The 20,864-nt window shown below is 67.5% G+C and carries 15 protein-coding genes and 1 tRNA gene; 5 read left to right on the top strand and 11 right to left on the bottom strand.

Annotated features, from left to right (window positions below; all coding sequences use genetic code 11):
- Window positions 1-37: 37 nt before the first annotated feature.
- The 3 genes from ACIBTU_RS21360 to ACIBTU_RS21350 all read left to right on the top strand — a co-directional run bounded on the left by ACIBTU_RS21360 (window position 38) and on the right by ACIBTU_RS21350 (window position 2,828).
- Window positions 38-727 (top strand): alpha/beta hydrolase, encoded by a 690-nt coding sequence (locus ACIBTU_RS21360; protein ID WP_399127873.1) that lies wholly within the window; start codon window positions 38-40, stop codon window positions 725-727.
- Between the two features lie 194 nt (window positions 728-921).
- On the top strand, window positions 922-2,094 hold the full coding sequence (locus ACIBTU_RS21355; RefSeq protein WP_399127872.1) for an MFS transporter: 1,173 nt from the start codon (window positions 922-924) through the stop codon (window positions 2,092-2,094).
- Window positions 2,095-2,186: 92 nt separating this feature from the next.
- Window positions 2,187-2,828, top strand: coding sequence for a DUF6000 family protein (locus ACIBTU_RS21350; protein ID WP_399127871.1), 642 nt, complete (start codon window positions 2,187-2,189; stop codon window positions 2,826-2,828).
- Window positions 2,829-2,838: 10 nt separating this feature from the next.
- On the opposite strand, the gene ACIBTU_RS21345 is transcribed toward ACIBTU_RS21350, so the two are convergent.
- Together ACIBTU_RS21345 and ACIBTU_RS21340 are read right to left on the bottom strand one after the other, a co-directional pair.
- Complete coding sequence (locus ACIBTU_RS21345; RefSeq protein ID WP_399127870.1) at window positions 2,839-4,167, bottom strand: hypothetical protein; 1,329 nt, start codon at window positions 4,165-4,167, stop codon at window positions 2,839-2,841.
- Window positions 4,168-4,703: 536 nt separating this feature from the next.
- Window positions 4,704-5,720 carry a hypothetical protein gene (locus tag ACIBTU_RS21340; RefSeq protein ID WP_399127869.1) on the bottom strand — a complete coding sequence of 339 codons (1,017 nt, stop codon included), beginning with the start codon at window positions 5,718-5,720 and terminating at the stop codon, window positions 4,704-4,706.
- Between the two features lie 395 nt (window positions 5,721-6,115).
- On the opposite strand from ACIBTU_RS21340, the gene ACIBTU_RS21335 reads away from it, so the two are divergent.
- A tRNA-Arg gene (locus tag ACIBTU_RS21335) sits at window positions 6,116-6,188 on the top strand.
- A 128-nt stretch (window positions 6,189-6,316) separates the two neighbouring features.
- On the opposite strand, the gene ACIBTU_RS21330 is transcribed toward ACIBTU_RS21335, so the two are convergent.
- From ACIBTU_RS21330 to ACIBTU_RS21300, 7 genes are all read right to left on the bottom strand, one after another.
- Window positions 6,317-7,510, bottom strand: coding sequence for a hypothetical protein (locus tag ACIBTU_RS21330; RefSeq protein WP_399127868.1), 1,194 nt, complete (start codon window positions 7,508-7,510; stop codon window positions 6,317-6,319).
- Entirely contained in the window at window positions 7,491-8,897 is a 1,407-nt protein-coding gene (locus ACIBTU_RS21325; protein ID WP_399127867.1) for an N-6 DNA methylase, read from the bottom strand. The genes ACIBTU_RS21330 and ACIBTU_RS21325 overlap by 20 nt, the downstream gene beginning before the upstream one ends.
- A complete protein-coding gene (locus ACIBTU_RS21320) occupies window positions 8,894-9,079 on the bottom strand; it encodes a hypothetical protein (protein WP_399127866.1) in 186 nt (61 codons plus the stop codon). The genes ACIBTU_RS21325 and ACIBTU_RS21320 overlap by 4 nt, the downstream gene beginning before the upstream one ends.
- 225 nt (window positions 9,080-9,304) lie before the next feature.
- On the bottom strand, window positions 9,305-12,628 hold the full coding sequence (locus ACIBTU_RS21315) for a type I restriction endonuclease subunit R (RefSeq protein WP_399127865.1): 3,324 nt from the start codon (window positions 12,626-12,628) through the stop codon (window positions 9,305-9,307).
- Window positions 12,625-13,914 (bottom strand): restriction endonuclease subunit S, encoded by a 1,290-nt coding sequence (locus ACIBTU_RS21310; protein WP_399127863.1) that lies wholly within the window; start codon window positions 13,912-13,914, stop codon window positions 12,625-12,627. The genes ACIBTU_RS21315 and ACIBTU_RS21310 overlap by 4 nt, the downstream gene beginning before the upstream one ends.
- Entirely contained in the window at window positions 13,907-15,541 is a 1,635-nt protein-coding gene (locus ACIBTU_RS21305; protein ID WP_399127862.1) for a type I restriction-modification system subunit M, read from the bottom strand. Before ACIBTU_RS21305 ends, ACIBTU_RS21310 begins: the two co-directional genes overlap by 8 nt.
- 36 nt (window positions 15,542-15,577) lie before the next feature.
- Complete coding sequence (locus tag ACIBTU_RS21300) at window positions 15,578-17,725, bottom strand: hypothetical protein (RefSeq protein WP_399127861.1); 2,148 nt, start codon at window positions 17,723-17,725, stop codon at window positions 15,578-15,580.
- A gap of 352 nt (window positions 17,726-18,077) precedes the next feature.
- Between ACIBTU_RS21300 and ACIBTU_RS21295 the strand changes: the two genes are divergently transcribed.
- The gene (locus ACIBTU_RS21295) at window positions 18,078-19,826 is read left to right on the top strand and encodes a DUF6119 family protein (protein ID WP_399127860.1); all 1,749 of its coding nucleotides are present in this window, start codon (window positions 18,078-18,080) and stop codon (window positions 19,824-19,826) included.
- A gap of 192 nt (window positions 19,827-20,018) precedes the next feature.
- Here ACIBTU_RS21295 and ACIBTU_RS21290 read toward each other — a convergent pair whose 3' ends face one another.
- Entirely contained in the window at window positions 20,019-20,432 is a 414-nt protein-coding gene (locus ACIBTU_RS21290; protein WP_399127858.1) for a DNA-binding protein, read from the bottom strand.
- On the bottom strand, window positions 20,414-20,698 hold the full coding sequence (locus tag ACIBTU_RS21285) for a hypothetical protein (protein ID WP_399127857.1): 285 nt from the start codon (window positions 20,696-20,698) through the stop codon (window positions 20,414-20,416). Before ACIBTU_RS21285 ends, ACIBTU_RS21290 begins: the two co-directional genes overlap by 19 nt.
- Window positions 20,699-20,864: the final 166 nt, after the last annotated feature.

Genomic DNA, 20,864 nt, shown 5'->3' with positions numbered 1-20,864 from the left:
GTGCCGGTCACAGCGCACAGGTGCCTTAAATCGGTCCATGACTCGACACCTGATGCTGGTCCACGGCGCCTGGCACGGCGCCCGGGACTGGGCTTTGCTCACACCGCATCTCACCGAGCGGGGCTTCACCGTCCACACGGTCGACCTCCCCAGCAGCGGCGCTCCCGGCCAGGCGCTCGGCGACCTGCGCGCCGACGCGGCGGCGGTGCGGGAGGCGGTCGGCGCGATCGACGGCCCGGTCACGCTGGTCGGCCACTCGTACGGCGGGATGGTGATCACGGAGGCGTCCGCGCGGCTGGAGAACGTGGACCGGCTGATCTACGTGGCCGCGTTCATGCTCCCCGAGGGCGTGTCCGTGCTCCAGGCCGTCGGCGGCACCCCGCCCCCGTGGTGGGTGATCGACCGGGAGAACCGCACCGTCGACGTGAAGGACCCGACAGCCGTCTTCTTCGCGGACTGCCCGGCCGACGTCGCGTCGGACACGACGGCCCACCTGGGCCTCCAGTCCCTGGACTCCTTCGAGCAGCCGCTGACAGGCGCGGGCTGGACCACGATCCCCAGCGGGTACGTCCTGTGCGAACGGGACGCCGCCATCCCGCCGTTCGCGCAGGAGGCGATGTCGGCGTCCGCGTCGACCGTCGTGCGCATGCCGACCGGCCACTCCCCGTTCCTCGCGAACCCCGCAGGACTGGCCGACCACATCACGGAACTCACCGCAGCCGCCTGACATCTGACACCCACTCACCCCAGACGGACGAACCCCCTCACCCCTCCCCTCCCCTCCCCCAGTTCCACAGTCCGCTCAACTGTTGGAGTCCCCCTGTGCCCGCTCCCGTGACCTCGTCATCCTCATCGCCATCCTCATCGCCATCCTCATCGTCAACCGTCCCCAAGACCGACCCCCGAAGCCTGTGGCCGGTCGTGCTCTGCTGGCTGGCCGTCGCGCTGGAGGGCTACGACCTCGTCGTGCTCGGCGCGGTCATCCCGACCCTGGTCCGCACCCACGCGCTCGGTTTCACCGAGGCGTCGGCGACCTCGGCCGCCACGATCGGCCTGGTCGGGGTCGGTGTCGGCGCCGTGGCCATAGGCCCGCTGGCCGACCGCTTCGGCCGTCGTACGACGCTGATCGGCAGCATCGCCCTCTTCTCCGTACTGACCCTGGCCATGGCGGCCGCGCCGAACGCCACGCTCTTCATCGCGCTGCGCTTCCTCGCGGGCCTCGGCCTGGGCGCCTGTCTGCCGACGGCGCTGGCGTTCATGAGCGAGCACGCCCGCGCGGGCCGCTCGGGCACGGCGATGACGCGGATGATGACGGGCTATCACGTGGGCGCCGTGCTCACCGCACTGCTGGCCCTCTCTCTGATACCGCATCTGGGCTGGCGGTCGATGTTCGTGATCGGCGGCATCGCCGGGCTGCTGACGGTGCCGGTGATGTGGGCGAAGCTCCCGGAGTCGCGGACGTACACGGAGACCGTCGCGTCGGAACGGGTCCGCCCCTCCGAGGTCGTCCGCGGCCGTCTGCTGTGGGTCAGCCTCGGCCTGTGGGCGGCGTCGTTCTGCGGCCTGCTCCTCGTCTACGGCCTGAACACCTGGCTGCCGACCATCATGGGCGCGGCCGGCTACTCCCTCGACGCCGGCCTCGGCCTGCTCCTCACCCTGAACGTGGGCGCGGTGCTCGGCCTCGTACTCGCCGGCCGGATCTCCGACGCCCGGGGCACGAAGCCGACCGTCCTGGCGTGGTTCGGCGTCGCCGCGGTGATGCTGGCGCTCCTCTCCATCCGGATGGAGAACACCGTGCTGGTCTACGGCGCGGTGCTGGCGGCCGGAGTCTTCGTGTTCAGCGCGCAGGTCCTGGTCTACGCGTTCGTCAGCCAGCTCTACCCCGCGCGTATCCGCGGCACGGCCCTCGGCATGTCCGCCGGGGTGGGCCGCTTCGGCGCGATCGCGGGCCCCTTCCTCGGCGGCGCCCTCCTCACCGCGGGCATCGCCTACCCCTGGGGCTTCTACGCCTTCGCCGCGGCCGCGGTGATAGCCCTCCTGGCCCTCCTGACGGTCCCGTCGAAGCCGGAGCCGGAGCCGGCGACCGAGGCGTAGTCACGCGAAACACGTGGCACCGGGAGCGGCGGATCGACAAGACTGCGCAGGTGAACCGCCGCCCCTGCCCCTTGCCCCCGGAGAGGTGACCCATGCCGGCTCAGCACCCTCGGGAGATCGGCTTCGGCCACGTCATCGAGCGCTTCGTGACGCCCAAAGACACGGGGCGGGCCAGGTACTTCGATCTGAACAGCGGGCGGATCCTGCGGCCCGGGTGGCCGCACGCCGAGGTGTTCGCGCGGCGGATGGCCGAGGACGCCGCGGCAGTCACCGACGCCGAGCTGTCGGCACTGCTCGGATACGAGTGGCGCTCACGGGTCACGGGGGCCTGCCTGATCGGGGTCGGCCGCCGCACGTCGTTCCGCGAGCGCCTCGGCGAGCTCCTCCTGGCCAGCGATTTCTGCTTCGCCGGCAGCGCCTACTGCTTCGCCCTGGCCCGCTTCGGCACGGCCGCCGACGCCGAGATCCTCACCGCGTACCTGGACCGCTACCTCCCCCGCACCGACCTCCGCTACGACCAGCCGGCGGCCCTCGGCGCCCTGGTCCACCTCGACACCCTCCTCGGCACGGACCACGCCGCCCGCTTCACCGATCCGGACGGCGGCCTCTGGAAGCAGTGGGTCGACGCCCTGGTCCACCTGCGCGACCATCCCGCGTACACCCCGGAGGAACAGGGCCGCTACATGGGCCTGCGCTGCGCGTTCTACGACCGTGGCGGGCGGCGGGCCGGGTAGCGCGTACGGATCAAGGACCGGTGATCGCCTTGATCGTGTACAGGTACGACTCCTGCTGCCACGTGGTCGTGAACACGGCGGTCGGACGGGCGGCGACCTGCGGCACGCGGCCGTCCGAGGTGAGCGTCTTCGCGCTGCCGAAGGTGCCGGAGCGGCTGATCAGCCGGGCGGTGGCCTTCGTGACGCTGTACGGCGGCGTGGAGACGGGTGTGGTGGTCTGCGACACGAGCATGCCGTCGCCGTCGTCGTCCAGGGCGAGGTCGGGGCGGTCGCCGGCGCCCAGCGACGCGATGGTGCCGAGGGTGCCGCCCGCGGAGAGCTTGCGGCCGTACAGCTCGCGCTTTCCGGCGTTGTTGCGCACCCACACGATCACCGAGTCGCCGTCCAGGTCGGTCCCGAGGGTGTGGTGGGCGTCCGCGTTCTCGGTGGACGTCGAGACGCGCAGGGGGTTCGAGAGCGTGCCGGAGCGGCTCCAGCGCGAGGCCCAGACCTGCGGGTGGGCGCCGCCGCCGGAGCGGTAGCTGACCACGGCGTCGCCGTCCCGGTCCACGCCGACCCGGACCATGCCGAAACCGCCGTACGCCGCGATCGGCGTGGTGAGCACCTTCGCCGCGGAGATCGAGGTCGCGGTCATCCGCTTGGCCACCACCTCGGAGCCGCGCACCCAGGCGACGACGAACTGGCCGTTGCGGTCGACGCCGATGGCCGGCGGCTCCGCCGAGCCCGAGCCGAGGGTGTGCACCGCGCCGAGCGTGCCGTCGAGCTTCAGCCGGCGGGCCACCACGTACCAGCTGCCGTCGCGGATCTCCGTCCACGCGACCATCGAGCTGCCGCCGGGCGTCACGGCGACCGAGGGCGTGGAGGCGGGGGCCCCGGGGGTGGAGAGCATCTGCAGCGAGCCGACGAGGCTGCCGGAGGACGCGACCCGGCGGCCGACGACGGTGCTGTCCTGCTGCCAGACCACGGACGAGTCGCCGGAGTCGTCGGAGTCGGCCTGCACCCAGCTGATGGCGCGGCCGTCAGGGGACAGGGTGCGGGTCGCGCCCAGGGTGCCGCTCGCGTACTTCACCCGGGTCTGGACCTTGAAGTAGGAGCTGCCCGCGTTGTCCATGGCCGCCCAGGCGAGCAGCGCGTCGCCGGAACGGTCGATGGAGACCTGGGGGTTGTCCTGGCCGGACCAGCCGGACGGGGTGACGTTCCACGTGGACGTCCACGCGGCGTCGGCGTTCACCGCGAGCGTCGCGGTGAACGCGACTCCGGCCGCGGCCGCCACGGCCCCCGCGCCGATGAGGCGACGCCTTACCGAACGCCGGTGACGTGCTGCCTGCTGAGCTGCCACTCTCTTGTATCCCTTCCAGGGCCTACGGCTGGTCAGTAGCTACAGCGCGCCGGAATGCGCACACGTCACACCAGCACCACCAGCACCACAGACCCCACACGCGTACGGCGAAGGCCGCCCGTCCCGCTGCGTCGCGGGTCGGGCGGCCTTCGCCGCACGGGTGGTACGTGTCGTACGCGGGATCAGACGTTGAAGCGGAATCTCCAGTAAAGAGCTCCCACCTGCGGAAACGCGGTTCCCGCATGCCTCATCCAGCACGGTATTAAGTCACCCAACGCATTCGGCGCCCGCGGCGGCGCCGAAAAGGAATCTCTCCACCGTCATCCAATCGAGGGCGCGCTGAGAGAGGTACTGGTAGGCGGTGAGGGGATATCGGACCGGCTTCCGAGCGTAAGCACACGATCAGTTGCCGAATATCCCTCGTGACGTGGGAGGTTCGGCTTTCCTGCGCACAAGGGTCAGGCCGACGCGCCACTGGTTGAGGTCAGAATCGACTTCGAGACCATCGACGGGACATTCCCTCGCCAACTCCGAGATCAGTCGAGCTTCTCGAATGCCGGCCTCGGCGCAATAACGGGCGTGCGCTTTTCATTGATATTGAGCCAGGCTGGAGCTTCCACCGACATGAGCTTGCGGTCAACAGAAATCAGATTCTGCTGCGCCGCTTCGTTTAGGGCGTCGAGAATATCGACCACCTTTACCTTCCCATACTTCTCTAGTTGCGCCTGAATCTTCTGCGCCTTCGCGCTGGGCTTGTAATAATACGGTGCACGATCATGCCTGCCAACCGTCAGAATCGCTTCAGCGACCGCCTCATATGAATCGTTAAACAAACCCATGAAGCCATCCGGGTCTGGAAGTGCAATCAGGTGGAGACTTTTCCATCTCTGATATCCCGCTGGAAGATCCAAAGCCTGCGGAACAATCGCTACTCGGAGCCCTTTCCCATCTTCGAGTTGATGCCAATTGCTCTTGATGGTCGCGGCGGCAAACCGGGCCTTCTCCGTACTGCTCAGGAAAATGTCGGTTTTCCATACCTTCTTAATTCGTTCCCGCAGATCAGGTTCGGCAGCGACGCCGCGAGCAGCGATCGGCACCCAGGATCCAAATGCGAATGGTCGACCTGACCCGTCAGGCAACAACACCGCGTCACCACTCGCATTATTGACGACGGCTTCAGTGAATCCGAGATGGCGTGCACGCTCGTGCCCGAACATCAAGGATGTCGGTCTATCCAGGTCAGCGAATGCCCTGGGGCTCACCTTCCTGAGCGCTTCACTGACCAGGTCGGTAACGCGCGATTCCTCACCCACAATCGCTTCGTGAACGGCCCACTCAAACCCATCCCCGCGCGATCCCTTGTCGCGGTGGAGGCGAGCGAGCTTAGCGAGCTGCCGAAACGTGACATCAACGCGATCGCAATTTAGGTCTTCGAGGTCCGCTTGCGACAATTCATCAAAATGGGCTCTCAGGATTGATCGCGATACTGCGTAAAGAGCACGACCGTACTCATCAACTGGTTCGACCTGACTAAGGAAAGTTACATCAGCCATTCAGCAGCTCCCATTTTCGCCAAGGCTGTAACCTGTGGAAATGCGGGCGCATCCCAGCACCACCCCAGCACGGGATGCGCGACAAAGTACAAGAAGACCGAAGATCGCCAACGCTACACGGCAGCGCCCGCACACGTCTGAAGTCTGCGGAACTTCTACGAGCGCAACATCAGGCTGACGCCACCGCACCGAACCTCGCAGAGCAGCACAGCGATCGCGCTCACTCGCGGTCTTCCCGAACGCCGGCGGCGAGCTCCGACGCCTGGCCGCCGCCCAGAATGCACGCCCAGACCTCGTGCACGTCCAGACCTCGGGGCCGGCGCGAGCGTCCACGGATCCCGTATACCCCCGGTTTGGCGGGGCATAGTCAGGAGCTTCTGCGCTGTCGCAGGTCAGCCTGCATGGCTCAGCGGGTGGAGCAGGCGCCTTCTAAGCGCTCGACCGCAGGTTCGAGTCCTGCCGGGGGCGCCCCAAAAATGGCTGGTCAGGGCTCTCTCGGACCACCAGCGGAGAAACGGTGCGCGCGGTACTGCGCCGTTCGTTCAGAGCGTTGGATTCCGTACTCCAGAGAGGGGCAACGTGGGTCAGCTCGGCATTTAGCTGGCCGAAGTGAGACGCGCCAGGCCCCCCTTCTCCAGCTCGTGCACCACCAGCTCCTCCATCACGTGTCGCTCCATGACGGAGGCGTAGGCGAGGTCGTGCAGGGCAGCAGCACGCCTGGCGAAGTCCCGCCTCACCGCATCGGTCGGCCAGGGGATCTTGTAACGGGACAAGTCCTTGCGCCTCATCGCGCGGGCCTGCTCACCCTGCGTAACGGCCGTCAACTCCCGCCTCCAGTAACGCAGCGAGTGCAACAACCACATCCGATCGACCTCGGACTCCGTGTAAATCGCGAGCGTCCGCCGACCTGGCACTACCGGGGTAGTAGTGAGCACGGTCCGCACCTCCCCGGGACGGGGCGCGATCAAGAGGCTGCCGGACGGGCATACAACTTCCGCTTGCGCCACGGTGCGTGAAGTCACTGCACCCAGATGTACTGTCTTGCAGTTCAGTACTTCGCGGGGAGACACCCACGGCATAGCCGACTGCTCGCTGTCCGGCAGAGACTGTGCCGCACCAGCCGTAACCTGACACACTTCGCCCACTGCACGCTCGGTAGCGGTACCTTGCCCGCACGTCTGCAGCGCCTCCATGAAATGCGCATCCGCTAGTTCCGTCGCGCAAGACACAATCCGGGTGTTCAACGCATTCTTGCGCTCAGCAAGCGAGATCAGCGAAAGCAGCCTCTCCCGCACCGGCGCTGGAGGCACTGGCACGGGAAGTCGGTTGAGTGCCTGCAGAGGCAAGGTCATGTGCTCGGCGTTCGACGAGGACAGCGCGAGATAGCTCTGGCTCTGCGAGGTCTTCAGCCACCATCGAAGCCACAGATCCAATTGTTGGGCGCGGCCCTCTGGTGTCCAGCGGACGACCGCGAGCGACCTGCCGACATTCCATCCTGCGTGCTCCTCCCCTGCAACTGCTGCCTCCCCCACACGCCCCACGAGCACGACAAGGAGGTCCCCAGACCTCAGCGTGCTGCGTGGGTGGCGTCTGGCCACATCGGGAGGCACAAATGTGAACTCCTGGACGTGCACACCTCCCTCGACGATCTCTGTGGCGCGGATCATCGGGATTCCGCCGGATGCCTTCTGCTGTCGCGCAATTCCGTAGGCGGCGTACTCGACCCCAGGGAACTCACGCAACTCAACGACGGGCCACGGAGTGGGGACATCATCCGATTCTGTAGTCATGCCTGCTCTCCAGGGCATCACGGACTCGGTTCCTGGCTGTGGCGCTACGATCCATGCACTCATACAGCTCGGCCTTCCGGTTCCGGTCTCCGTCACTTGAATGCAACTGCGCGGTGCCCCCGTTCCGTACGTAGCGTGCGGGAGTCAGATCGAAGTCCGCCTCAGCGATTTCCTCGTACCTCGCCGCACGGCACCATGGGACGGATTCAGGGTCCCCCTCGCCCTCACGGCGTCGAAGTCCCTGCCATTCACCGAAGATCTGCAGCAGGCGTTCGGCCGAGTCCTTTGCGAAGCGGCGCCGCTGCCCCTCCTTCGCCGCTGGCAGTTTCCCTGCATCCGCGAACAAGACCTGATCGGAGTGCGGCCGCTCCCCTTTGGCCAGCAGCCACAGCGCCGTGCTCGCGCTGGCGTGCGGAAAGAGCCACGTCGGCAAGGCCACGACGCCCACGACCAGACCGTTCTCCAGCAGCCCACGGCGGATCAGTCCGTCGGTGCTGTTGCTGCTGTGCGCCGCGCCGGAAGACAGCAGAACTACGGCCCGTCCTTGTGGCGTGAGATCGGCAAGGATGTGCTGGACCCAGGCGAAGTTCGCGTTACCCGGACGTGGCACCCCCAGGGTCCACCGCCAGTCGTCCTTCAGTTCACCGTGCCCCCAGTCCCGCTGGTTCACAGGAGGGTTGGCGACGATCACGTCGGCCGGTATCGGTGAAGTGCCGGCCCTGAGGGTGTCAGCTCCTTCCTTGCCGAGGTCGGCAAGGAATCCGTGCAGGGCGAGGTTGACGGCTGCGGCATAACGCGCCGTCCGGTTGATATCCGCACCGGACAAGCGCACTTCACCCCCCTGTGCCCGAGCCTGGTGTGCGGCGGCGCGCAGCAGTCGCCCGCTGCCGCACACCGGGTCCCGAACAATCTCGCCTCCTCGGGGAGCGGCCAGCCCCGCGAAGAGGTACGCCAGGTCGTTTGACGTGAAGTAGTCATCGCCACGCGCATAGCGTGTCGAGTACGTGTCGAGGAGCACGTCAAGGAGCCTCGGGTCCGGATCCAGCTGCCGCACCTCCGCGATCAGCTCACGGAGGGCCGGGTCGATGAGCTCGAAGGGACGGCTCAGACCTTCGTCGCGATACGCAGGAAGACTGTGGGCGCGAGCAACGGGCGTACGCGGCCACACTGCGCCGAGCCTGGCCCCCGCTGACTCCGAACCCGGCCCCCACAACCGGTCCACCTCCGCCAGTGATCCATGGCGGGACCAGCAGTGAAGGTAGACCACTTGAAAAGCAAGCCGGTACGTCGTCGCAGCATCGGCGACGCTGCGTAGCTTCTCGACGGCCCGCAGCACTCGCCGGTACTTCAGCCGCCCCTCTTCGTTCGCCCATTCCTCCTGGGTCACGACGACCTCAGCCAGGAGACGACCGCCAGCCCGATGAGAACAGCGGCTCCGCAGGCGGCACCACCGTTCTGGATGGCCGTGACGATCTCTCCCGCGCCCACGAAATCGAGGATGCCGGCCACGAGCCCCACCACCACGGACGCCAGGACGACCACCACCAACAGCAGCGCTCGCTGCGACATGCCACAACTCCCTCGGTTCCACCAGCAGTTAGCAGTTCTGCGGTTCGTTCCGCGGACTTGAAAGTAGTGGCCTGACGCACCTCACGTCTCGCAGCACGGGAATTTGCTTTTGCCGTAGGGCGGTCGGGCACAGCCCCTGCCGACCCCGCGAAGGGCATCCGGTCGGGCAGACGACCGCCCCGGCAAACAGACGCTTGCCGGGGCCAGAAGCGAGATGAGCGAGGGCTATGCGTCGGCGGCCGAGCCGTCCTGGGACCACTTGTCGGCAAAGTGTTCCATCTGACGGATCACCAGATCGATCGCTTCCTTGGACTGCTCCGGCGGGTAGCCGTGGCGGGCCAGGAGGCGCCTGATGGTGGCGCGGAGCCTGGCCCGGACCGGTTCGCGGGCGATCCAGTCCTTCTTGAGGTTCTTGCGGACCTGGACCACGAGGTCCCGGGCGATACCGGAGAGGATCTCGTCGCCCATGAGGTCGCGGGCGCTGCCGAGGTCGGCGACCGCGTCGTAGAAGGCGAGTTCGTCGTTCCCCAGCGGCGGGGTGAACTTCTCACCTCGCCGGGCGTCTTCCGCAACCGTCTTGGCCAGTTCCACCAGCTGGGCGATGATCTCGGCGCTGGTGAGCTGCTGGCGCATGTAGCGGGTCATCAGGTCCTGGAGGCGCTCCGAGAACGCGGTCTGGCGGACGATGTTGTGCCGGGTCTGCTCGCGCATCTTCTTCTCGACGAGGCGGCGCAGGGCTTCGGCGGCCAGGTGTGGGGTTTCGCTGTTCTGCAGGCGGCCGACAAGGGCGTCGTTGAGGTGCGTGAGGTCGGCCTTGTCCAGTCCGGCCTCGGAGAAGAGGTCGGTGACGCCGCCGGTCTCCACGACGGCAGAGGTGAGCTGGGAGAGGTAGAGAGCGACGTCACGGGCGACGGGCAGGCCCTGGGCCTCGCGGTCCATGGCGTCGAGCTTCGCCATGTACGTACGGACCTCGACGAGGAACTGGATATCGCGCTTCCAGTACGGCTGGTCGGTGAACCGTGAGGAGATGTCGGCGGAGGAGCCGGCGAGGGCGAAGAAGCGCTCCAGGCGGTAGCCGTGCTCACGGAAGCGGCGGCTGAGGGTCTGGTTCGGGTCGTCGAGCTGGTCGGGATTGTTGCCCGGGGTGGCGGGGCTGCGGAGGTACTCGGCCGTGGTGTAGGCCGCCTTGACGAAGGCTTTCGGGTCGGGGCGGGAGAGGCGTTCGCGCCAATTCCAGCCGAGAAGCATCTGGTCGAGGATGTCGTACTCGTTGCGGAGTTCGTCCAGGGCGCGGTCGATGTCCTGGCCGAGGGTCCGGTCTTCCTGGTCGTCGGCGGAGTACTCGGCGATGGCTTTCTGGAGGTTCTCGGTGAGGGGGGCGTAGCCGACGAGGAGGCCCTCCTCCTTCTTGCGGAAGCGGCGGTTGACGCGGGCGAGGGCCTGCATCAGGCCGGCGCCGCGCAGCGGCCGGTCCAGGTACATGGTGTGGATGGACGGTGCGTCGAAGCCGGTCAGGAGCATGTTGTTGACGATGAGGAGCTGGAGTTCGTCCTCGGGGTCCTTGGCACGGTTGATGACGGCCTTGCGCTGGGAGTCGCGCAGGGCGTGGGCGCGCAGTTCCTCGGAGTCCTTGCGGGAGTCCGAGGAGTAGACGATCTTCATGGCGCCGGTGGTGGGGTCGTCCGTGTGCCAGTCCGGGCGCAGTTCGCGCAGGGCGTCATAGACGCGGACGCAGATCTCGCGGGTGGCGCAGACAAGCATCGCCTTACCGGGGGCTGCGCCGGGTGCGTCGTCAGCGTCCGCGACGAAGGGCAGCATCGCTGCACGGCGTGCTTCCCAGTGTTCGACGAGGTCCTGGGTCAGGTCGCGTATCCGGGCGGGGGCGCCGTACATGGCGTTCATGGTGGCGACGGCCTGCTCGACGCGGGTGCGCTCGGTGTCGTCCAGGCCATCGGTGATGCGGTCGGCCTCGGTGTCGATGGCGGTGGGGTCGACGTCGCGGTCGAGGACAAGCTGGACAACGCGGCTCTCGTGGTAGACCTTCACGGTCGCGCCGTCGTCGGCGGCCCGTTTGAGGTCGTAGGTGTCGATGTAGTCGCCGAAGACCTCACGGGTGTTGCGGTCGGCCTCGGAGATCGGCGTGCCGGTGAATGCGAGCAGCGTGGCGTGCGGGAGGGCGTCGCGCAGGTGGCGGGCGTAGCCGTCGAGGTGGTCGTAGTGGCTGCGGTGGGCCTCGTCAACCACGACGACGATGTTGCGCCGCTCGGAGAGGAGCGGGTGGTCAGTCCCGGATTCCTTCTCCAGCTTGGTGCGGCCGAACTTCTGGAGGGTGGTGAAGAGGATGCCGCCGGTGCGCTTGGCGGCCAGCTCTTCACGGAGTTCGGAGCGGTTGAGGAACTGGTGGGGCTGTTCCGGCAGGACCTCGCTCTCCTTGAACGTGTCGAAGAGCTGGTCGTCGAGGTCGGTGCGGTCGGTGACGACCACCACGGTGGGGTTGTGCAGGGCGGGGTCGCGCATGACGAGGTTGGTGGTCAGCACCATCTCCTCGGACTTGCCCGAGCCCTGGGTGTGCCAGACCACGCCGGCCTTGCCGTCGGTCGCGGCGGCACGGCGCACGGCGTCGGCGGCGCGGGTGACCGCGAAGTACTGGTGCGGCTTCGCGATCCGCTTCATGCGCTTGCCGGGCACGAAGTTGATGAAGGACCGGACGAGGGCGAGGAAGCGGGGCTGGGTGAACAGGCCGTGCAGGGCCAGGTCCTGGCCGGTCGGAACGTCGGCATCGGCGTCGGCGTGGACGGCGGCAGCGTCCACGGTGTCCACGCGGGCGCCGAACTCGTCGGTGTTCCACGGGGCGAAGTGCTCGTACGGGGTGAAGGGCGTGCCGTACTTCGCGGTGATCCCGTCGGAGAGCAGCACGACCGCGTTGTAGCGGAAGGCGGTCGGGAACTCCTCGATGTAGTGCCGGATCTGGGTGTGCGCGGCGGCCAGGGTGGCGTTCGGGTCGCCGGCCCGCTTGAGCTCGATGACGGCGAGCGGGAGGCCGTTGACGTACAGGACGAGGTCGAAGCGGCGGTTGCGCTCACCGTTGATCACGGTCACCTGACGGACGGCGCGGTATGTGTTCGCGTCCGCGTGCTCCAGGTCGACGATCCGGACGGTCGGGGTGTGCTCGGCGCCGAGCGCGTCGGTGTACGTGACGGAGTGGACGCCGTCGGTCAGGTAGCCGTGCGCGGTCCGGTTCTCCTCGTACGTGTCCTGGGAGGTCGGGGTCGCGGCGGTCGCGAGGGCCTCACGGACGGCCTCCGGGGGGAGGGCGGGATTGAGCCGCTCGATGGCCTCGCGGAGATCGGAGTAGAGGATCAGGTCGTCCCAGGAACGGCGGTGACCGGAACCGGGGGCGAGCTCATTGCCCGCGGCCTTGGGCCAGTCGAGCTCCAGGAGCTCTTCGAGGGCGAGGAACTCCCAGTCGATTTCGAGGGGGCGGAATTTGTCGGGGGCGGGGGTGCCGGGGGTCTCGCTGCTGCCGTCGTCGTGCCCGTGCTTGGTCATACGTGGTCCTCGACAATCTTCTCGGCGTCCTTGACGCGGATGCGGCCGGACATGAGTTGAGGGAGGAGGGTGTCGCGGAGAACGGCGAGCGAGCGGTTTTCCTCGGCGGCATGCGCTGCACTCTCATGCAGAGGCGCGGCGACCATCGCGAACTCCTCGATCACACCCGCACCGGGAAGACGAACCTGCATGGCCTTAAAGTTCTTTCGGCTCAGCTCCAGAAACGTAGACCCATTACTGAGGCTAACCATCTCTGGTACACGCGACCGCATCTCATGGAAGAGCCACCATCGCATTGAATCATCGGGAGGCGTTACCACAATGAATCCCTGATTCACGGCAGCAGGGATCTGCGGCAAAGCAAACGCCCCAATGGTTGCGCGCGAAGTCATGAAGATGGATTTGGCGGGGTACAGCGGAGACGCACATGCCTCCAAGCCGTCGGAGGTGATACTTCGCCCGGTATTGAAGAGATAGGGGGACGGCAAAGCCGTCACATCCGATGGCGTCGTCCAGGCAATGTCACCACCCCAGTAGGACTCGACCTTCGTACTCGGAGTCCCACCTCCACCCACCCCAGCAACGCTCCCAAAAGTCGCTTCACCAGGCTCAACACCAGAAACCGCCTGCAGGAAGGTTGCATCGGCCAGCTCAATCGCCGTGGCCGCGATGCGCTCATTGACGGCGATCTTGTCGTCCAGCGCCCCAAGCACGGCACCGATACGGTCCTGCTCAGCACGATCAGGGACGCAGACATGGAACGCCTTCGCCTCGGGGAAGTAGACCGTCTGATGTGTCGTCCCATGAGCGAAGCGCCGGATCGCCTCCTGCTCACCGAGGAGGATGTAATGAAGGTAACGCGATGACAACTCGGGCCCACATACCCAGTTGATAAAATCCTGGCTAGTCGCCATGGGAACACCCATGGTCACCACATACCCAACCGATGCAGTACGTGACAGGCATACGGTACCTGCTGGCAGCAAGCGGGCTGATGAATTTTCTAGCCCCGCTTCGGAAATCCACTGCAAGGTCGAATTGATCGTACGTCCATGATTTCCCGTTGCATCTTTGATTCCGACCCACGGAACGTCCCCGTCCCAATATTCAGGACTACGACGACTCGGTGTGTGCCCGCTTTCCAGCCTGGCCAGATCCGTAAGCCGTCTCCAGGCGAACCCAGGGGCCGCAGCCGTTCCAGGGTTACCAACGCTCAGGGCCCACCTGCCAGGAATGATCCCGGTGGTGGCTGCACGCCCTCCGGTCTGAGTGGTCTTGCTAGCCATCAAGCTCTCCCAGCTGCTCTCGCACCGTCTTCGCCAGCTCGTCCGACTTGTCGAACAGCTCGTACAGCTCCCCCGTCAGCCGCGCGATCTTCTCTGCGACCGCCTCGGCGTCCTCTTCCTCCGCCTCAGCCGCCCCGACGTACCGCCCGGGCGTCAGCACGTACCCATGCTCCTGAATCGTCTTCAGGTCCGCGCTCGCGCAGAATCCCGGCACGTCCGCGTACGACTCCCCCGCGTCCTTCGCGCTCGTCGTCCCGCGCCACGCGTGGTAAGTCCCCGCGATCTTCGCGAGGTCGGCTTCCGTCAGAACGCGCTCAGTGCGGTCGACCATCTCGCCCATGTCCCGGGCATCGATGAAGAGAATCTCGCCCCGGCGATCCGAAGCCGCGACCTTCTGCCCCTTCACGCCCGCCGGGGACTTGTCCTTCGCCAGGAACCACAGGCAGGCAGGAATCTGCGTCGTGCGGAACAGCTGAGAGGGCAGCGCGACCATGCAAGCCACCGTGTCCCCATCCACCAGCGCCTGCCGGATCTCCCCCTCGCCGCTCTGCTGGCTGCTCATCGAGCCGTTGGCAAGGACGACGCCGGCCGTTCCCCGCTCCCCCAGCTTGCTGATCATGTGCTGGAGCCAGGCGTAGTTGGCGTTACCCCTCGGCGGGACGCCGTACTTCCATCGCGCATCCGACTCGTTGCGCGCCCAGTCCTTGATGTTGAAGGGCGGGTTGGCCATGACATAGTCGGCCTTGAGGTCCGGGTGCTTGTCGTCGGCGAAGGTGTCGCCCCAGCGGGCGGCGAGGTTGCCGTCGATGCCGTGGATGGCGAGGTTCATCTTGGCCAGGCGCCAGGTGCGTTCGTTGAGCTCCTGGCCGTAGACGGAGATGTCGGCCTTGTGGCCGCGGCCACGGTGGGCCTCGATGAACTTGGCGGCCTGGACGAACATGCCGCCGGAGCCGCAGGCCGGGTCGTACACGCGGCCCTCGTACGGTTCCAGGACCTCCACAAGGAGACGGACGACGCTGCTCGGGGTGTAGAACTCGCCGCCCCGCTTGCCTTCCGCGCGGGCGAAGTTGCCGAGGAAGTACTCGTAGACCTCGCCAAGGACGTCCTGGGCGGGCTTGTCGTCGCTGCCGCCGAAGCGGGCGTCGGTGATGAGGTCGACGAGTTCGGCCAGGCGCTTCTTGTCGACGTTGTCCTTGTTGAAGATCTTGGGGAGAACGCCGGTCAGCGACGGGTTGGCCTTCATGATGGCGTCCATCGCCTGGTCGAGGACTTCGCCGACGTTGCCGCTCTTGGCGTTGGCGGAGATCGAGGACCAGCGGGCGCTCTCGGGGACCCAGAAGACGTGGTGCCCGGTGTACTCGTCCTGGTCCTCCAGGAACTCCTCCAGACGGTCCTCGGCAATGCCCTCCTCCGCGAGCTCCTTGGCGAGCTGTTCGCGGCGCTCCTCGAAGGCGTCGGAGACGTACTTGAGGAAGATAAGGCCGAGGACGAATTCCTTGTACTGGTTGGCGTCCATGGAGCCGCGCAGCTTGTCGGCGGCCTTCCAGAGGATGGCCTGGATCTCCTTGGGCGTGGAGGCGGTGAACAGCTCCGCCTGGTCGGCGGGCTTCTTCTTCCGGGGAGGCATGGGCGCTCGGGTCTCCTTCGAGAGTCGGACGAGAGATCAGGCGAGAGGGGGTTCGGTGAGGGTCAGCGTGCCGTCGACGAGGCCGGCGGCGGTCAGGGAGGTCAGGTCGTCGAGGGCCGCCGCGTGCTGGCGCAGCAGGGCCGTGCGGCGGGCGATGTCGGCCAGGAGCGCGTCGTACCGCTCCGCCTCGTCGCCGGGGAGGTCGGGGATGAGGAGGTCCTCTATGCGGCGAGCGGAGCGGACCGCGCCGCTCACCCGCCGGTGTTCGGTGGCCGCCGAGCGCAGGAGCGCCGCCACGACGCGAGGCCGTACGGGATGCTCGGCGTCGGACCGTACGCGCAGGACGCGGGCGGGGAAGGCCACCACCGACAGACCCTCGTCGTCGACGTACGCGCCGAAGCTCGGGGTGGCGGTGACGACGATGTCGCCGGGTTCGGTGAAGTAGGCATGCTCGTAGATGTTGAGGAGTACGGCGCGGTCGATGCGGTGGCTGTCGACCGGCGCGCTGCCGGTGATCTCGGCCGGGGTGAGGACGGTGTAGTGGCCGCCGCCGTCCGTGAGGAGGTGTTCGGCGGCGATGCGGTGGCCGGGCAGTCGGCGCAGGCGGCGGTCCTTGAGCAGGCGGGCCACGGTGGTGCGGCGGGCCGGCTGGTCGTCAGGGCGCAGGACGGCGTTGGCGCTGATCGTGGGCGCATGGTCGAGTGCGCTACGGGTGGCGTCGATCAGCTGCTGGAGGCGGAGTTCGGTCTCGGAGATGCGGGCCGGGCGTTCGACGACGGTGCGGGTGTAGCGGTCGGCGTGCGGGCGGTGCTGTGGGGTGAACGCGGCCCCCGGTGCACCGGTCAGCGCGGTGGCCCGGACGACGGCGGCGTTGCGCGGTTCGTGGCGGCTGTCCGCCCGCCAGCCGGCGTCGCGGAAGATGTCGATGTCCTCGGCCAGCGCGTCCAGGGTCTGCGGGGTGAGGGTGCGTGAGGCGAGGTCGGCGAGGAGGACCTGGCCGGTGCGCTTGTCTTCGGGGGTGCGGTGCAGGATCCAGATCGCGGTGCGGTGGGCCGGGCGGAAGGGAAGTACGCCTTCGGGGAGGCTGATCGCGGCCTTGAGGAGGTGCTGTTCCAGGAAGTCCCTGCGCAGGCGGTCCGCTTCGCCGCGTGCGGGCAGGGGTCGGACGAGTGCGTCGGCGGGGCCCAGGACGACGGCCGTGCGGTCCTCGGCGAGGAGGTCGGTGAGGTCCTGCAGGCTCTGCAGGACGGCGAGCCGGCTGCGGGTCTCGGCCGCCTCGTAGGGGAGGCAGCAGGCGATGACGTGCGGGTTTCCCCAGTCGTCCGTGGCCAGTTCCTCGCCGTCCGCAAGGTCCATCTCGAACTCCTGGACGCCCTGTGCCATGAGGCGGCGGCGGGCGAGCCGGGCCAGGTCCGGCATCGGGTCCGCGGAGAGGAAGAAAGGGGAGTCCCCGGCGTCGGAGACGGAGTCGCGCAGGGCGACCAGCAGATCGCCGCTTCGGGGATGCAGGACGGCGGCCGTCGCTCCTTCCTCGCGCTCGTTCAGTCGCGCGAGGCCGGTCAGGCGGGCCATCGTCCGGCTCACCAGCGGAATCGGTTCATCGGCGGCGAGGTCGTCGCAGCCCAGGCGGCGGCGTGCGTCCATGACCCGTTCGAGCGCTTCGGCCGGGGTGTAGGCGGCCTCGGTGAGCTGGTCGGCGAGCACGGCGAGCAGGGGGCCCTGACGTTCGGCGTCCGGCAGGTCGCGTAGCTCGCTTTGGAGGAAGGTGTCGTCGAAGTCGGTCTCGGCGGCACGCTCCAGGATCGCCTGCCAGGGCAGGTCGGAGAGCGGTTCGTCGAGGAGCTGTCGCAGGCAGAGCAGCGCGGTCACCGTGTCGACCAGGGTGCGGGCGGGGATCGCGCGCCGCCAGGCGGACAGGGTGTGCAGCACCAGCTCCGCCCGGATCTGGTCGGCGTCGGCATTGCCGCGGCCGGTGGACAGGAGCCATTCGGCGACTTCACGGCCGTCGAAGAGCGGACTGGCCCCCTCGTGCGCGACAGGCCCGGGGAAATCCGCGTGCCGGCGGGCCCAGGTGGTGACGACGGGACGTTGGACCTGGGCCAAGGTCCCGATTTCGGCGTAACTGATCCGCCAGGAGATCTCCTCGGGCAGGATGGGAGCGGTTGCTTCACGTGTGCCAGCCATGCGGTTCCGCTCCCTTCGTGAAGACTGCCTCGTGCTCCCGGTCGAGAACGTTTCTCCCAGGGCACCTCACACGCTACAGCCGGTCGAGCTCCCAGCTTTGCCAACGGTTGATAACCAGGGTTATCAGGTTCTTGAGCAATTTCATCTCCAATCTTCTGGCACCTTCGTCACCATCACCCCGGCACCACCCGCCGGGACGCCAGCCCCATACGAGTCCGACCGCACCGGCGTCCTCATCGCCGCACCTCTGCTCCCTTGCCGGGCACTCACCTCTGTCCGCCTCGACACCCCCCGTCCCGTAAGGCCGCTCGTGTTACCGAACCGCACCGCAACCTCGCCCCAGGAGACCTCTGTGTCCAGCACCGCGTCGAAGCGCACCCTGTACCGCCTGACCCACGTCGAGGCGACCCCTGAGTCGATGCTCGAAGCCCTCGACGTCGACGCCCTCGACACCCTGGACGCGGTCGTGCGCGACGTCAGCGATCACATGGGAGTTCCCGCCCTCGCGGTGTCCTTCGCCGTAGCGAAGGAGGAAGCCGCCTGGGGCAAGGACATCCTCCGGCTCACCGACGAGTCGGACCTGCTGCAGAGCGAGCAGCGCACCGGCGCACTGCTCGTGCTCGCCGTCGACGACGTGGTGTACGCGATCGGCTTCGACCAGGGCTACCGGCTTCTCCCCGCCCAGCTCAAGGACGCGCACTTCGGTCTGTCCTTCGGTATCCGCGCCATCAACCCCCGTCAGGTGCGGGACTTCACTGCCAGCGTCCTCGGCCAGGCGCGCATCGACAGTTCCCTGATCCCTGCCGGCGCCTCCGTACCGGCACTCGGACTCCGGGACCACGGGCGGATCATCCGCCACCTCGGCGGCTACCTCGACGAAGTCGACCTCACCGCAGGGAGCGGCACCAGGAACGGGGCCATGACCGCGGACGGCGGCATCGGTCTCCGTATCAAACTCGGCACCACCCCCGCCACACTGATCAAGGACATCCGCGCCATCGCCGCGATCTGTGAGCACGTCGTTCCCCACCCCGACCTGGCCTTCGTCGAGCACATCACCGCGGTCAAGGACCCTTCCCTCATCGACGCGCTCGACGCGGAACTGGACGCCACGCTCGGCCGTCCCGCAGACGGCCGGATCATCACCGCCGTCCCCTTCTCCCAGAGCACCGACCTGCCCCGGTCCACCGCCTGCACCATCAAGATCGGGTCCTGCCCGCCCCACCTCCGGGACGAGTTCAGTCTCGACTACGTCCTGGAGCGGGCCCGTGTGATCAAGGCAGGCGCCCGCGTCACGGCGCTCCGGCAGGGCACCGTCGAACTGTTTCGTGACACGCTCTCCGCACGGACCGCGCTCGCCCCGCGCACCGCCTCCCTGGAAGCCCTGTCCAAGGAAACCGCCATGAAGTGGATCGAGGCCACCTTCTCCCTCAGCTCCCGCACGTTCTGTCTGCTCGACGGTGAGTGGTACGAGCTCGGGGCGGGCTACCTGCGCAACGTCAACGAGACCGTGGCTCCCTTGTTCCCCGACGCGCCCTCCGTCGATCTCCCCCGCTGGCCGCTCGTCGAGAAGCTCAACAAGAAGGGTATGCGCGTGATGCGTCCCGTAGACGAAGGCGACTACAACAAGCTGGCCGCCCAGGCCCGTCCCAGCTGGGTCTGCCTGGACAAGAAGAATGTCCACAACCCCTTTCGGGCAAGCAACTCCGTCGAGATCTGCGACCTGTTCACCGAGGACGACACTCTTGTCCTCGTGAAGCCCGCGCACTCCTCTAGCCCGCTGAGTCACCTGTTCAGCCAGGCGCGCGTCTCCGTTGAGCTCCTCTTCGAGAACGCGGCCGTACGCGCGGAGTTCGCCCGGTCCGTACACGTCAACAGCGATCCGGCCCGCAGCATCCCCGAGGACTTCACCCCGCGCCGCGTCGTCTTCGCGATCCTTCTGAAGGACGGAGCCAAGCTCACGCCGGACTCCCTCTTCCCGTTCTCCGCCATCACCCTGGCCCAGACCGCGAAGGCCCTCGCCGCTCGCGGCGTGACCGTCGAAGTCATCGGCGTCGAAAGCGAGTCGGCCCAGTCCGCCATGCGCGACGAGGCTGCATAGCCGCCCGGCAGGAGCGGACCGAGATCGAGGCGTGGCTCGCGTTCGCGGACGCGCACCTCCAACACCTCACCGAATCGGCCTCAGCACCGAAACTGCCCACGCCGCCGAAACCCAGCGGCGACGACCTCAAGCCCTTCCTCGGTCACTGGAGCCCCTACGGACCCCGCTCCCACTGAGCCGGACCAAGGGAAATCACACCGCCACGAGCCGGACCCGCTCGCCGCACAGCTTGGCCATGTCGTCAATATCGGAAGTCAGCATGACAACGGGGCGGTGCTGTCGCAGCGCTGCCTCGGCGACGGCCGCATCGATCGCGTACTTGTGTCCGTGCAACCCGGCATTCATCAGCAACTTCGAGGCAGCCCTCGCCTCCTCGTCACCGACCGGGACGACCCGCAGCCCGGAAAGCACCCAGTTCAGGCGTGACTTGTTCGTACGGGCGTGGACGGCCTCGATGATGGTGAGCGCACTGATCACGACCTCCATGCCACGCGAGCGCGCCTCAGCGATCAGAGCCACCACCTGTTCTCCGTCAGCGAGCAGCTTCGAGAGTCCCTCGCTGTCGAGGACGAGCGTCCCCTCGTGACTCAGCCTGCGGCGGGCCACTCGGCCTCCTCGGCGAACACCTCGTCGAAGACCTGCCGCGCCCGCTGACGAGCCGGCTCGGAGACCGGCCCCTTGCGGCTCTCGTAGTCCACCAGGTACTCGTCCAGGACCTGCCCGCGCAGCTCACGCTCGACCGCCTCGGCGATGAACGCGGAGAACTCCCGCTTGCCCACCCGAGCCCGGATCGCCTCCGCGGTCCCCTCCGGCAGCGACAAGCTCACCCGCGTCGCTGGCCCTTCCCCGATGCTGTACGTCGCCTCAGCCATGCCCCCGATTGTGTCAAACGAGTAGGAAAAGCGCCACGTCCGCACTACCTTCACAGCTCGGTCAGCGCCCCGCTCACACAAATCCCAGCACGGGCACCCCCATCCCATCCCAACACGATCCCAGCACGGTACGGACGACCAGGGATGACGACAGGTGACGAGGGAT

Source organism: Streptomyces sp. NPDC050145 (genome assembly GCF_044460245.1).
GTDB lineage: Bacteria > Actinomycetota > Actinomycetes > Streptomycetales > Streptomycetaceae > Streptomyces.
The sequence above is the reverse complement of the archived record's forward strand: the minus strand, read 5'-3'. Positions and strand labels throughout refer to the sequence as shown.

What these genes read in the sequence shown, in the direction of transcription:
- ACIBTU_RS21360 (WP_399127873.1), top strand. Translation starts at nt 38, where the DNA reads ATGACTCGACACCTGATGCTGGTCCACGGCGCCTGGCACGGCGCCCGG.
- ACIBTU_RS21350 (WP_399127871.1), top strand. Translation starts at nt 2,187, where the DNA reads ATGCCGGCTCAGCACCCTCGGGAGATCGGCTTCGGCCACGTCATCGAG.
- ACIBTU_RS21340 (WP_399127869.1), bottom strand. Translation starts at nt 5,720, where the DNA reads ATGGCTGATGTAACTTTCCTTAGTCAGGTCGAACCAGTTGATGAGTAC.
- ACIBTU_RS21330 (WP_399127868.1), bottom strand. Translation starts at nt 7,510, where the DNA reads ATGACTACAGAATCGGATGATGTCCCCACTCCGTGGCCCGTCGTTGAG.
- ACIBTU_RS21320 (WP_399127866.1), bottom strand. Translation starts at nt 9,079, where the DNA reads ATGTCGCAGCGAGCGCTGCTGTTGGTGGTGGTCGTCCTGGCGTCCGTG.
- ACIBTU_RS21315 (WP_399127865.1), bottom strand. Translation starts at nt 12,628, where the DNA reads ATGACCAAGCACGGGCACGACGACGGCAGCAGCGAGACCCCCGGCACC.
- ACIBTU_RS21310 (WP_399127863.1), bottom strand. Translation starts at nt 13,914, where the DNA reads ATGGCTAGCAAGACCACTCAGACCGGAGGGCGTGCAGCCACCACCGGG.
- ACIBTU_RS21305 (WP_399127862.1), bottom strand. Translation starts at nt 15,541, where the DNA reads ATGCCTCCCCGGAAGAAGAAGCCCGCCGACCAGGCGGAGCTGTTCACC.
- ACIBTU_RS21300 (WP_399127861.1), bottom strand. Translation starts at nt 17,725, where the DNA reads ATGGCTGGCACACGTGAAGCAACCGCTCCCATCCTGCCCGAGGAGATC.
- ACIBTU_RS21285 (WP_399127857.1), bottom strand. Translation starts at nt 20,698, where the DNA reads ATGGCTGAGGCGACGTACAGCATCGGGGAAGGGCCAGCGACGCGGGTG.